This window comes from Marisediminicola antarctica (assembly GCF_009930795.1).
In the GTDB taxonomy this organism is placed as follows: domain Bacteria; phylum Actinomycetota; class Actinomycetes; order Actinomycetales; family Microbacteriaceae; genus Marisediminicola; species Marisediminicola antarctica.
The window spans coordinates 1,032,097-1,045,148 of record NZ_CP017146.1 but is presented as its reverse complement, the minus strand read 5'-3'; the positions used below and the strand labels follow the sequence as shown (position 1 = coordinate 1,045,148).

12 protein-coding genes are annotated in these 13,052 nt (G+C 68.0%); 4 read left to right on the top strand and 8 right to left on the bottom strand.

What is annotated here, in order from left to right; translation table 11 throughout:
* Positions 1-157 precede the first annotated feature (157 nt).
* Positions 158-1,156 carry a glycerophosphodiester phosphodiesterase family protein gene (locus BHD05_RS04990; protein WP_161885458.1) on the bottom strand — a complete coding sequence of 333 codons (999 nt, stop codon included), beginning with the start codon at positions 1,154-1,156 and terminating at the stop codon, positions 158-160.
* Positions 1,157-1,200: 44 nt separating this feature from the next.
* On the opposite strand from BHD05_RS04990, the gene BHD05_RS04985 reads away from it, so the two are divergent.
* From BHD05_RS04985 to BHD05_RS04975, 3 genes are read left to right on the top strand one after another with little or no spacing between them, the layout of a single operon-like run.
* Positions 1,201-1,647, top strand: coding sequence for a zinc ribbon domain-containing protein (locus tag BHD05_RS04985; protein WP_161885457.1), 447 nt, complete (start codon positions 1,201-1,203; stop codon positions 1,645-1,647).
* Between the two features lies 1 nt (position 1,648).
* Positions 1,649-2,179: a hypothetical protein gene (locus BHD05_RS04980; RefSeq protein WP_161885456.1), complete on the top strand. Its 531-nt coding sequence runs from the start codon at positions 1,649-1,651 to the stop codon at positions 2,177-2,179.
* A gap of 49 nt (positions 2,180-2,228) precedes the next feature.
* Positions 2,229-3,053, top strand: coding sequence for a Bax inhibitor-1/YccA family protein (locus BHD05_RS04975; protein ID WP_161885455.1), 825 nt, complete (start codon positions 2,229-2,231; stop codon positions 3,051-3,053).
* 56 nt (positions 3,054-3,109) lie between these two features.
* On the opposite strand, the gene BHD05_RS04970 is transcribed toward BHD05_RS04975, so the two are convergent.
* The 6 genes from BHD05_RS04970 to BHD05_RS04945 all read right to left on the bottom strand — a co-directional run bounded on the left by BHD05_RS04970 (position 3,110) and on the right by BHD05_RS04945 (position 9,903).
* The gene (locus BHD05_RS04970; RefSeq protein ID WP_161885454.1) at positions 3,110-3,970 is read right to left on the bottom strand and encodes an SGNH/GDSL hydrolase family protein; all 861 of its coding nucleotides are present in this window, start codon (positions 3,968-3,970) and stop codon (positions 3,110-3,112) included.
* Positions 3,971-4,048: 78 nt separating this feature from the next.
* Positions 4,049-5,623: a glutamine-hydrolyzing GMP synthase gene (gene guaA / locus BHD05_RS04965; protein ID WP_161885453.1), complete on the bottom strand. Its 1,575-nt coding sequence runs from the start codon at positions 5,621-5,623 to the stop codon at positions 4,049-4,051.
* Positions 5,620-6,060, bottom strand: coding sequence for a DUF3817 domain-containing protein (locus BHD05_RS04960; protein WP_161885452.1), 441 nt, complete (start codon positions 6,058-6,060; stop codon positions 5,620-5,622). Before BHD05_RS04960 ends, guaA begins: the two co-directional genes overlap by 4 nt.
* Before the next feature lie 9 nt (positions 6,061-6,069).
* Positions 6,070-6,843 (bottom strand): SURF1 family protein, encoded by a 774-nt coding sequence (locus BHD05_RS04955; RefSeq protein ID WP_161887353.1) that lies wholly within the window; start codon positions 6,841-6,843, stop codon positions 6,070-6,072.
* Positions 6,844-6,996: 153 nt separating this feature from the next.
* Positions 6,997-8,727 (bottom strand): glycerol-3-phosphate dehydrogenase/oxidase, encoded by a 1,731-nt coding sequence (locus BHD05_RS04950; protein ID WP_161885451.1) that lies wholly within the window; start codon positions 8,725-8,727, stop codon positions 6,997-6,999.
* A 54-nt stretch (positions 8,728-8,781) separates the two neighbouring features.
* Positions 8,782-9,903 (bottom strand): GuaB3 family IMP dehydrogenase-related protein, encoded by a 1,122-nt coding sequence (locus tag BHD05_RS04945; RefSeq protein ID WP_161885450.1) that lies wholly within the window; start codon positions 9,901-9,903, stop codon positions 8,782-8,784.
* Between the two features lie 125 nt (positions 9,904-10,028).
* Between BHD05_RS04945 and BHD05_RS04940 the strand changes: the two genes are divergently transcribed.
* Positions 10,029-11,171, top strand: coding sequence for a MalY/PatB family protein (locus tag BHD05_RS04940; RefSeq protein ID WP_161885449.1), 1,143 nt, complete (start codon positions 10,029-10,031; stop codon positions 11,169-11,171).
* A gap of 272 nt (positions 11,172-11,443) precedes the next feature.
* On the opposite strand, the gene guaB is transcribed toward BHD05_RS04940, so the two are convergent.
* The gene (guaB, locus tag BHD05_RS04935; protein WP_161885448.1) at positions 11,444-12,946 is read right to left on the bottom strand and encodes an IMP dehydrogenase; all 1,503 of its coding nucleotides are present in this window, start codon (positions 12,944-12,946) and stop codon (positions 11,444-11,446) included.
* Positions 12,947-13,052 lie beyond the last annotated feature (106 nt).

Below are 13,052 nucleotides of genomic sequence, written 5' to 3'. Positions count from 1 at the left end.
CAGCGGCAGCGACCGGCTCCATCATTCAGGACTCTGGGGAGCAAACCGCCCGTATTGGTCGCGCCTGCAGCCCCAGAACCCTGCAAATTCAGGCCAGTGCGGGCACCGCGACATCGTGTCGGCCCGGTAACTCCTGAATGATGAAAGTAATGGTGGGTCAGGCTGGGGTGGCCAGGTTCCTACGCACCTCGAGGGCGAGGTCGGGGTGGTCGGAGAAGACCCCGTCGATTCCGGATGCCAGGATCAGGCCGAACTCGGTCGGCCAGTCGCCGTGGTCCGACGCGGCCCCACCGCCTTGATGCCCTCCCGTCAGGAATTTGTTCTCCGCGCGCAGCGTCCACCCGTAGATGAGCAGTCCTGCGGCGTGCGCCCGCTCGACCAGGTCGGTCGAGCTCACCACACCGTCCCCGCCCTGTTGCAGGAGAAGCTTCTTGCTCACGCTGATCCCGTGGACGTGCCCCCGCAGCTCGCGGAGTCCCTCGTCGGTCAGCGCTGACGCGTAACTCGCGTGCGGCCGGTCGAACGGCACGCCCTTCGGTTCGATGAGGTAGATGAAGCGTCCAGCGACCCCGCGCTCCCGGAGCTTGTCGAAGAAGGTGAGCTCGAAACTCTCGATCGTCAGGCGCGGGTCGCCCGTCCATCCGGCAGTCTCGAGCGCACCGGCCAACAGCACGTCCAGGGGCAGACCGATGCCGGCGAAGTAACTCGCGTGCTTGATCTCGAGCACGGCGCCAACCTGTCGCTCCTGCTCGTCGAGCAGAGCGAGCAGGTCCTCGAGCCGGATGATCGGCTCCGTTCCGCTGTGCACAAGGCTGGCGAAGCGGATGCCGGGCAACGGCTCGGTCGCGCGCAGCGTACTGAGCTCGGCCCAGGTGAAGTCCTCGGTGAACCATCCCGTGCGCGAGACGCCGTCGATGCTCTTTGTGGTGCGGCGGTCGGCGAACTCCGGCCGCTCCGCGACATCCGTCGACTTCGACATCTCGTTCTCGTGCCGGATCACGAGCACTCCGTCTCGGGAGGCCACCAGATCGGGCTCGACAGCGTCGGCGCCGTGCTCGATTGCCACCCGGTAGGCCGAGTGGGTGTGCTCCGGGTGGTAGCCGCTGGCCCCGCGGTGGGCAATCACGATGGGCGCGTCGGGTCCGAGAAGGTTCACCCCACCAGCGTATGGGCACGCAAAGGGTTGATAACCTGCACGTCATGGGCGTTTGCGTGAATTGTGGGGGTGCGCTCGAAGACAGGTGGAAGTTCTGCATCTTCTGCGGCACACCCGTCTCGAGGGCGCCGATCAGCGAACCCGCGGCAGAACCCGCGCGTGGGCCGGATGCCGAGCTCGACGCCGAACAGCCGTTTTCGCATCCTGGCGGCGAGCCAGACATCTCACCCCCGATCGACGACGGCCCGAACTGGGAGCCGGAGCCTGAGCCTGAGCCTGAGCCGTCTCGCCCGCCGATCCCGGCCGCGATCCGCACCTTCGTGCAGGTGGAGATCCCGAACGAAGACGAGGACGACCCAGCGGCCCGTCACATCCGGCCGAGGTTTCGGCCGCGCCGCGTCGACATTCCCCTCCTGCTCGGAATCGCGCTCGGCATCGCCGGCTTCGCGCTCATCATCTACATGATCGCCGTGCTGAGCGGGCAGGGATAGCGTGCCCTCCACGGCGGCGCAGGAGCCAGCGCTCACGATCCCGCTGCGATTCGGTAGCTACCGCGGGCGCTACCTTCTCGCGGTCGGCCTGCTCTTCGCGGGCGGCGTCCTAGTGCAGTTCTCCTCCGCCTACACCCTTGGGTTCACTCTTGCCGGTGCGGCGGCGACCGTCGCCGGCTGGATCATCGTGCCCGCCCCAGGCTGGCGACGCGCCCTGGTCGCCGGCCCCGCCCTGTTCGGCGTCGTCGCGCTGATCGGCGGCGCCCAGTCCGGGGGGCTCCTCGCACTTGCGCTCGGCGGCTGGCTGATCGTGCGGATGCGTCCGCTGGTGAGCTTCGTCGTGCTCGTCGCGCCGGTGGCCGCAGCCTACGGACTTGCCCAGCTCTTCCCGCAATACGGCCATGGCGTGCTGGTGGGCGCGGTGCTGGGCGCCGTGCTCGTGGGCTCGGCCTGGCTGGCTCGGATGATCGCGGAGGCGCCGTTCGCTCAGCGCCGAATCCTCACACACGGAATCCGAACAAACATCCCGTAAAATATGTGCAGACGATGGGTCTCCCCCACTCACAGCGAAAGAGGAATCGATGGCCACATCAAATCCAGCCTTCAAGAACACGGCGGCGTTCTCCGCCGGCGCAACTAAGGGCATCCAGCTCTCCCAGAACCAGAACCTCAGCTCCGGGCAGCTCGACGATCTCTACGGTCGGCCCTCCGCCACCGCGGTCGACACCGAGCGGATGACCTACGAAGACACGATCGTCAAGACGGTCGTCGCGTTCGGGTTCCTTCTGGTGGGTGCGGCCGTCGGCTGGGTGATCCCGGTGCTGATGATCCCGGCGGCCATCGCCGGATTCGTGCTGGCCCTCGTCAACATCTTCAAGAAGAAGCCGTCTGCCGCGCTCGTGCTGAGCTACTCCGCCGTGCAGGGCGTGTTCGTCGGCGCCCTCACGATGTTCTTCGAGTCGCAGCCGGAATACTCGGGAATCGCCGTGCAGGCGGTGCTCGCGACCTTCACGGTCGTCGGCGTCACGCTCGCGCTGTTCGCGAGTGGCAAGATCCGCGCCTCGAAGAAGGCGACGAAGATCTTCCTCATCGCGATGGTCGGCTACGCGGCGTTCTCGCTGATCAACTTCGGCATGATGATCTTCGGCGTCACCGACCAGCCGTTCGGCATGCGCAGCTATGAGATCCCGATCCTCGGCGGAATCCCGCTCGGCGCCGTCCTCGGCGTTTTCGTGATTCTCCTCGCCGCCTACTCGCTCGTGCTCGACTTTGACGGTGTACAGCAGGGCGTGCGCAACGGAGCCCCCCGCAACTTCGCGTGGAGGGCGGCGTTCGGCATCGTTCTCACCGTCGTCTGGCTGTACATGGAGATCCTGCGCCTGCTCGCGATCCTGCGCGGCGACTAGCACCAGATCACACGAAAGGGCCGCCCCGAGGGGCGGCCCTTTTTTGTGTGGTGGGGTCAGCGCCCGCGAACGGCGCCATCGGTGCGCAACGCCGCGGAGTACCCGGCGGTGTTACCGAGCGCATTCGGGTGGAAGCCAGCCGGGTCGAACGGGTTGATCGGGTCGAAGCTGATGTACGACTGGGTCGAGCCGATGCCGTGCCCGGCGAACTCGTCCGTGACGTCAGTGAGCGACACCCGCGGGTTACCCGTTGCGGCGACAGCCCCGGCGATGACCGAGTTCAGAGCGTCGGTGGCCCCATTCGCGATGGGGCCGATCGCGCTCGGGAAGCTCGGGTCGAACAGCCTTGGGTAGTTGAGGACGACGATGCGCGCCTTCGGGAACGCGGCAGCGACGGCGCTATAGGTGGAGACGAGGTCCGGGCCGACGCTCGGCAGGTTCGCGGTCGCCGTGCCGACCGCGAACGCGCACAGGGCCGATGCCGGATCGGGCGCGCAGGCCTGGAGTACCTGGTTGGAGCCGGCGTCGATGCCGCCCACCGTGATGGTCACGAGTGACGCCTTCAGCTTGGTGCGGCCGTCGATGGACGCGAGCTGCGCAATCGTGGCGGTCGTGTTCGCGCCGAAGCAGGCGAAGTTCAGGGCCTCGCGATAGCTGCTCGACCCCGCGGTGATCGCCGGGTAGCTCGAGGACACGCTCTGGAAGCAGGGCCCCGCCAGCCACGGCGCCGCTCCCTGGCCGGAGGTAAACGAGTCGCCGATCGCCACGTACGAGCCGCCGGCGGAACCGTTGGGGGTCGCTCCCGGGGAGGCTGTGGCGGGTGCGACGGATGCGGCCACGACCAGGCCGAGGGAGAGGAGCGAGACGGCGCCGAGGCGCGACAGGAAGCGGATTCGGTATCGCTGAGATTGGGTCATGCGCTCAAGGTATTCCTGCGAGCATCCGCACACAACGGGTAGCTCCGCCGGTACCGGTCTAGCGCGTCGACCCGACTGCTACTCCCATTCGATCGTGCCCGGCGGCTTCGACGTGACGTCGAGCACCACGCGGTTCACCCCGGCCACCTCGTTCGTGATCCGGTTCGAGATGCGCGCGAGCACGTCGTAGGGCAGGCGGGTCCAGTCCGCCGTCATGGCGTCTTCCGACGACACCGGGCGCAGCACGATCGGATGCCCGTAGGTGCGGCCATCGCCCTGCACCCCGACCGAGCGCACGTCGGCGAGGAGCACGACGGGGCACTGCCAGATCTCTCCGTCGAGGCCGGCCGCAGTGAGCTCAGCGCGGGCGATCGCGTCAGCCTTGCGCAGCAGCTCGAGGCGCTCGAGGGTGACCTCGCCGACGATGCGGATGCCGAGGCCGGGGCCGGGGAACGGCTGGCGGCCGACGATGACCTCGGGCAGACCGAGCTCGCGGCCGATCGCCCGTACCTCATCCTTGAACAGGGCGCGCAGCGGCTCGACAAGCTTGAACTTGAGGTCCTCCGGCAGTCCACCGACGTTGTGGTGGCTCTTGATGTTGGCGGTGCCGGTGCCGCCGCCGCTCTCGACGACGTCGGGGTAGAGGGTGCCCTGAACGAGGAACTTGATCTCTTCGCCGCCAGCCGCGGCCTCGAGCGCGAGCGCCGCGGCCGCGCCCTCGAAGCTGCGGATGAATTCGCGGCCGATGATCTTGCGCTTCTGCTCGGGGTCGCTGACCCCCGCGAGTGCGTCCATGAACTGTTCGACGGCATCCACCGTCACGAGGCGAACACCGGTGGAGGCGACGTAGTCCTCCTCGACCTGGCGGCGCTCATCCTGCCGGAGCAGCCCGTGGTCGACGAAGATGCAGACGAGCTGGTCGCCGACGGCCTCGTGCACGATCGCGGCGGCGACGGCGGAGTCGACCCCGCCCGACAGGCCGCAGATGACCCGGGCGGTGCCCACCTGCGCGCGGATGCGGGCGACCTGCTCGGCGATGACGCTGCCGCTGTTCCAGTCGGCCGGGATGCCCGCGGCGGTGTGCAGGAAGTTCTCGAGCACATTCTGGCCGAACTCGGAGTGCCCCACCTCGGGGTGCCACTGCACGCCGTAGAGCTTGCGCTCGTCGCTGGCGAAGGCCGCGACGGGGGTGGATGCACTGGAGGCGAGCACGTCGAAGCCGGCCGGCGCCTTCGACACCGAGTCGCCGTGGCTCATCCAGGTAGTTTGCGCGGCGGGCTGGCCGCCGAGCAGGCTGCTGTCGTCGCCGGTGAGGGTCACCGCGGTCGCGCCGTATTCGCGCAGGCCGGTGTTGCTGACCTCACCGCCGAGCTGCTGCGCCATGACCTGGAAGCCGTAGCAGATTCCGAGCACCGGGATCCCGAGGGTGAGGATTCCGGCATCCAGCGTCGGGGAATTCTCCTCGTACACGCTCGACGGTCCCCCGCTGAGCACGATGCCGACCGGGTTCTTCGCCGCGACCTCAGCAGCGGTGATCGTGTGCGGCACGATCTCGCTGTAGACGCTCGCCTCGCGCACACGCCGCGCGATGAGCTGCGCGTACTGGGCGCCGAAGTCGACCACGAGGACGGGTCGCTGCTGGGTCTCGCTCAATTGTTTGCCTCCACGCGCCCGGCGCGTTCTTCGAGTTCGGTGATTTCGATGCGGGTGCGACGGGTGATGAAGTGCTCGACGATGAACGACAGGAACGGCACGACACCGCCTGCGGCGATCGCGAGGAAGCGGGAGAACGGCCAGCGCATGATGCTCCACAGCCGGAAGTCGGCGAAGAGATACACGACGTAGAGCCAGCCGTGCGCGATGAGGATCGCCGTGCTCAGGTTGAACGCGGTCACCGTGTCGACGGGGACAAGCGCGAAGAACCCGTTCGGTCCGCCCAGTTCCATTTCGAGCTGGAGGGGCGTGTACTTGAACACCACCTCGAACACGAGCAGCAGCAGCAGGGCGCCGGTGGCGTACGCGATGACGCGGTAGAACTTCAGTGCCCCGCGAATCCGTGGCAGATCGGATGTTTTGGGCGAGAGAGGCATTGCCTTAGTTTACTTCTGCACGCGCGGGTCGGATTCACTGGCGGGCGCCGTCTCGAGCGCCGCCTCCTCTATCTCGCGCTCCCAGGCATCCCGCACCAGCCGGTACCACATGAACACCGCGAATCCGGCGAAGACGACCCACTCGGCCGCGTAGAAGATGTTGAGCCAGTTGAGGGTGACCGTCTCGATGGGGGTGGGCGAATCGATGGTCTCGAGGGCGCCCGGAGCCGAGTCCTGCACGATGTACCCGCCGTAGGCGCTGCCCTCGAAGCCGTCCCACTCGTTGATCAGCGCGGAGGGGGCGAGGGCGCTCCGCTCGCCGTCCTCGAAGTCGGCCTCCTGTGGCGCCTCCCCCAGCAGGTAACGGCCCGTCACGGTCGTGGGACCGCCCGCGAGGGAGCGAAGGGCCGCGCCCGCTGCCGCCTCGGTCGGCGCCCAGCCGAGGGCGATGGCGACGGATGCTGCGTCGTCGGTGACGAGGTGCCCGACCACCCAGAATCCCGTCTCGTCGCCGTTGACCCGGTTGCTGATCACGGAGAAATCCTCCTCGATGACCTCGCCGCTCACCTCGACGAGTTGGCCGTTGGCGCGCTGGGTTGTGGGCTGCTGCGGCTCCGCAACGTCGGATAGTGGCAGAACCTTCTCAGACTCCCTCTCGACGACCTGCCCGGACTCGATGCTGCGGGAGAGCTGCCACTGCCCGAGCGCGGCGAAGGCCGCGGCCACGACGAGGGCGAGCACGAGCAGGGCGATCCACTTGGGACGGCGGGCGACACTCCACATGGTCACGTCGATCGGGATCGTGTGAAGCCCAACGAGCTTGCCAACCCGGCCGAACCCGTCACCCGTCGAACATCGACCATCTGGCAGGGCTCCTCGCGGGGTGGTTGGGTACCCGTCGAGTCTACCCGGCGCTGTCTGGACGGGCCCCGGCCGCTACTTCGCGTTGACGATGTCTGGCGCCTCGAGCCGCACCCGGTCTGCCGATGCGTCGTCGGGCATGGTCTGGCTTTCGCGTTCTGCGGCGACACGGTTGAGGTAGTTGCTCACTTCCATGTCGACGCGTTCCTGATCCCAGCCGTGCACGCGCGCCATCAGTGCCGCAGCCACGGGCGCGGCGGAGACGCCGCGATCCCAGGCCTCGATCGAGACGCGGGTGCGACGGGCGAGCACGTCTTCGAGGTGGAGTGCTCCCTCGTGTGAGGCGGCGTAGACGACCTCGGCACCGATATAGTCGTCGGCGCCCGGCAGCGCCTCGCCGAGCGAGGGGTCGTCGCGGATGAGGTCGAGCAACTCGTCCGTCATCGTTCCGTAACGGTTGAGGAGGTGCTCGATCCGCACTTTGTGCATGCCGAAAGCCCTCCCGATCTTGGCTCGCTTGTTCCACGCGGCCTGGTAGCCCTCAGCGCCGAGCAGGGCGATCTCCTCCGTCGCGCTCGCCGGCACGTTGGCATCGAGCGCGGCGACGGCCTCGTCGATCGCATCCTTCGCCATGATCCGGTAGGTCGTCCACTTGCCGCCGGCGACGACGACGAGGCCGGGAACAGAGTGGGCGACGATGTGCTCGCGGGAGAGCTTCGACGTCTGGTCGGACTCGCCTGCGAGAAGCGGTCGCAGCCCGGCGAAGACGCCCTCGACATCGTCGCGGGTGAGCGGGACCGCGAGCACCGAGTTGACGTGCTCGAGAATGTAGTCGATGTCGGCGGCGGTCGCGGCCGGATGCGCCTTGTCGAGGTTCCAGTCGGTGTCGGTCGTGCCGATCAGCCAGTGCCGGCCCCACGGGATGACGAACAGCACGCTCTTCTCGGTGCGCAGCAGCAGCCCGAGCTTGGACTGGAAGCGGTCACGCGGCACGACGAGGTGGACGCCCTTCGAGGCGCGCACCTTGAATTGGCCTCGCTCGCCGACCATGGCCTGGGTGTCGTCTGTCCACACGCCGGTCGCGTTGACGACCTGCTTCGCGCGGATGTCGAACTTCTCGCCGGTCTCGAGGTCGTGGGCGTGCACACCAACGACGCGCTGGCCGACCTTGATGAACCCCTCGACGCGCACACGGGAGGCGACGTGTGCACCGTAGAACGAGGCGGTGCGCGCGAGCACCGAGACGTAGCGCGCGTCGTCGACCTGCGCGTCGTAGTAGGTGATGCCGCCGATGAGCGCGTCATTCGCGAGGCTCGGCGCCATGCGCATGACCTGGCGCTTGCTCAGGTGACGGTGGTGCGGCACACCGGGCGGGCGGCCGCCGGTGTAGCTGAAGATGTCGTAGAGCAGCATCCCGGCACCGACGTAGACGCGTTCGATGACGCGCTTCTGGAGCGGGTACAGGAACCGCACGGGCTTGACGAGATGCGGAGCGAGCCGCTGCAGCAGCAGGCCGCGTTCCTTGAGCGCCTCGCGCACAAGGCGAAAGTCGAGCTGCTCGAGATACCGGATGCCACCGTGCACGAGCTTAGAGGACCGGCTGGAGGTGCCGCTCGACCAGTCCCGCGCCTCGACCATCCCGACCCGCAGGCCGCGAGTCGCCGCGTCGAGTGCGCTTCCGGTGCCGACGATCCCGCCGCCGACGACGAGGATGTCGAGTTCTTTCTCTTTCAGCGCGGTGATCGCGGCGTCGCGTTCCTCCGGGCCGAGTTTCGATGATCGGGTAACCGTCTTGAGCGTGCTCACTGCTGCCTCCCGGTGCTTGACGCCCGGCGTGCGTTGCCGGGGCTCACTTCCAACCTATCTGGCGCTATACGGTGCGACAACGACCTCGACGCGCTGGAACTCCTTGAGATCGGAATAACCGGTGGTCGCCATCGAACGACGAAGTGCGCCGACGAGGTTCATAGTGCCATCTGCAACTGTGGACGGGCCGAAAAGGATCTTCTCGAGAGGAGCGACCGAGCCGACCGACACGCGGTGACCGCGCGGCAGTTCGCCGTGGTGCGCTTCGGCACCCCAGTGCCAGCCGCCGCCGGGGGCATCCGTGGCGCGGGCCAGCGCAGACCCGAGCATGACGGCATCCGCCCCGACCGAGAAAGCCTTGGCGATATCGCCGGAGGTGCCCAGCCCGCCGTCGGCGATAACGTGCACGTACCGGCCGCCCGACTCGTCCATGTAGTCGCGGCGCGCGCCGGCGACGTCTGCGACGGCGGTCGCCATGGGAGCGTGGATGCCGAGGGACTTGCGTGTCGTGGACGCCGCTCCCCCGCCGAAGCCGACAAGCACCCCGGCTGCACCGGTGCGCATGAGGTGCAGCGCCGGGGTGTACCCGGCGGCGCCGCCGACGATCACAGGCACGTCGAGCTCGTAGATGAACTCCTTGAGGTTGAGCGGCTCATGGGTCTTCGAAACATGCTCGGCACTGACGGTGGTGCCGCGGATGACGAAGAGGTCAACGCCGGCCGCGACGACGGTTCCGTAGAGCTCCTGGGTGCGCTGCGGCGACAGCGCGGCGGCGACGGTAACGCCGGCGGCGCGGATCTCGGCGAGCCGCGCGGTCACCAGCTCAGGCTTGATCGGCTCCGAGTAGATGGCCTGCATGCGCGCGGTCGCGGCGGCGGCATCGAGAGTGCGGATCTCCTCGAGCAGCGGCTCCGGGTTCTCGTACCTCGTCCAGACCCCCTCGAGGTCGAGCACGCCGAGGCCACCGAGCTGTCCCATCCGGATGGCGGTCGCGGGCGACACGACCGAGTCCATCGGGGCCGCGAGGAACGGGATCTCGAACTGGTAGGCGTCGATCGACCACCCCACCGACACGTCCTGGGGGTCTCTGGTGCGGCGGCTCGGCACGATGGCGATGTCGTCAAAGGCGAACACCCGGCGGGCGCGCTTGGCACGGCCGATTTCTACGTCAGTCACGCGCCCAGCCTAGTTGCCCTCGCGTTTGGCTCCCGCATCCGGATGGTTGGCGACCGGGACCGGCGTTCGTCCACCGGGGCCGGCGTTCGTCCACCGGGGCCAGGCCGATCCGGCAAGCTGGGGAGATGACTGACCTGACCTGCGACCCGCTCGAGGCACTCCGCGCACGAACGAGCGCGAAGTGGACCACCTTCCCCGGCGACGTGCTCCCCCTATTCGTCGCCGAGATGGACTTCCCGATCGCCGCGCCCATCTCCGAGGCGATCATCGCCCGGGTGCTCGCCTCCGACACCGGCTATGTCGGGTCGCCGGCGCCGCTCGGCGCCGCCTTCGCCGGGTTCGCCGCGCGCGCCTGGGGCTGGCAGGTCGATCCGGCACGGGTGCGCACGACGACGGATGTCAGCGTCGCGATCGTCGAGACGCTGCGCCGGGTGCTCGACCCGGGGGACGGCGTGATCATCACCCCGCCCGTGTACCCGCCGTTCTTCGACCTCGTGCCCGAGGCGGGCGGCACGGTTGTCGAGGTGCCCCTCGTCGACGACGGCGCCGCGCACTCGCTCGACCTCGACGGCATCGAGGCGGCCTTCGCCGCCGGCGCCCGCGCGCTCCTCCTCTGCAACCCGCACAACCCGCTCGGGCTCGTGCACTCCCGCGCATCCCTCGAGGCCCTCGCCGAGCTTGCGGACCGATACGACGCAACGGTCGTGAGTGACGAGATCCACGCGCCGCTGGTGCACTCCGGCATCCGGTTCCATCCGTTCCTCTCCGTGTCGGATGCCGCGCGCGACCGAGGCGTGTGTGTCACGTCGGCGAGCAAGGGCTGGAACATCGCCGGCACGAAGTGCGCGATCATTCTCGCCGCGAGCGACCGGGGCATGGCGACCCTCGACTCGATGCCCTACGAGGTCAATTTCCGAACGAGCCAGCTCGGGCTGCATGCGTCGGTCGCCGCGTTCGAGCAGGGCGGGCCGTGGCTGGATGCTGCGGTGAATGCCATTGAGACCAGTGCTGATCTGATGCACGAGCTGATTGCCCGGCACCTGCCCGGCGTGGTCTTCCGACGGCCGGCGGCGAGCTACCTCGGCTGGCTTGACTTCCGGCCGTTGGGCTGGGGTGACGATCCGAGCATCCGCGCCCTCGAGTCCGGGCGGGTCGCGCTCAACGCGGGGCACACCTTCGGCCGTCAGGGCGCTGGCTTCGCGCGCATCAACCTCGCCTGCTCGCCGGAGGTGCTGGCCGAGGCGGTCCGCCGCCTCGCCGCCGCCTGAGCGAGACCCAGATGTCACCCCCACTGCTTTCATCATTCAGGAGAGGGACCGGTTTCCGGGGCGAATCAGCCTCGGTAGGCCTCTGCACCGCTCTCATCATTCAGGAGACTGGGCCTGTGTCAACTGCAGTGGTGGGAGCCGGATGCCGGATTCCCGGGCGAATCCCGAACCGGGCGCGCTCCGGCATCCCGAGCCGGCCGGCCGACTCCTGAATGATGAAAGCCACCCCAGCCCGCTGACTCCTGAATGATGAAAGAGGAAGCCGAGGAGGGTCAGCGCTGGTAGTTGGGCGCTTCGACGACCATCTGGACGTCGTGCGGGTGCGACTCCTTCAGCCCGGCGGCGGTGATCCGCACGAACTTGCCCTTCTGCTTGAGCTCGGCGATCGTGCGCGCACCGGTGTAGAACATCGACTGGCGCAGGCCGCCGATGAGCTGGTACGCGACAGCGGACAGCGGGCCGCGGTAGGGGACCTTGCCCTCGATACCTTCGGCGATGAGCTGCTCGTCGCTCGGCACGTCCGCCTGGAAGTAGCGGTCGCGCGAGTAGGACGTCTTCTTGCCGCGGGTCTGCAGCGCGCTGAGCGAGCCCATGCCGCGGTAGCTCTTGAACTGCTTCCCGTTGAGGAAGATGAGGTCGCCGGGGCTCTCGTCGCAGCCGGCCAGCAGCGAGCCGAGCATCACGGTGTCGGCGCCGGCGACGAGCGCCTTCGCGATGTCGCCCGAATACTGCAGCCCGCCGTCGGCGATCACGGGGATGCCGTGCTCGCGCGCGGCGAGGGACGCCTCGTAGACCGCGGTCACCTGGGGAACGCCGACTCCGGCAACGACCCTGGTCGTGCAGATCGATCCCGGACCGACGCCGACCTTGACGGCATCCGCCCCGGCATCGATGAGCGACTGGGCGCCGGACCTCGTGGCGACGTTGCCGCCGATGACATCGATGTGGGCGAAGCCGGGGTCGGACTTCATCCGGCGGATGATGTTGAGCACTCCGGAGGAGTCGCCGTTCGCGGTGTCGACGACGATGACGTCGACACCGGCTTCGGCGAGCGCCGTGGCCCGCTCCCACGCGTCACCGAAGAATCCGATCGCGGCGCCGACCCGCAGGCGTCCCTCGGGGTCCTTTGTCGCGTTGGGGTACTTTTCGCTCTTGTCGAAGTCCTTGACCGTGATGAGTCCGCGCAGGCGTCCGTCGGGGTCGACCAGAGGGAGCTTCTCGATCTTGTGCTGGGCGAAGATCGCGAGCGCTTCGTCCGGGTCGATGCCGACCTGGGCGGTGATGAGGTTCCTCGTGGTCATGACGTCGCGCACGAGCGTCGTGTCCTTCTCGAACGGCGAGACGAAGCGCATGTCACGGTTGGTGATGATCCCGACGAGCCGACCGTCGCCCTCGACGACGGGCAGCCCCGAGACGCGGAACTCGCCGCACAGGGCATCCACTTCTGCCACGGTCGCGTCCGGCGTCGTCGTGACCGGGTTGGTGATCATGCCCGACTCGCTGCGCTTGACCTTGTCGACGTGCGTCGCCTGGTCGTCGATCGAGAGGTTGCGGTGCAGGATGCCGATGCCGCCGTTTCTCGCCATCGCGATGGCCATGCGCGACTCGGTCACCGTGTCCATAGCGGACGACAACAGAGGAGACGAGAGCGTGATGCGGCGCGTAAGCCTGGAGGAGGTGTCCGCTTCGCTCGGGATCACGTCGGTGTGGCCCGGAAGCAGCATGACGTCGTCGTAGGTGAGGCCGATGAAGCCGAAGGGATCTGGCTGGTCCATGAGTCTCCCGGGGATTGCGAGTGGTGGGTGGGTACTCCGGTATGCGGCATCGAATCCGGTATCTCATCTTAACGGTTTACCGATCCGCCTATTCCCCGGTCATAAT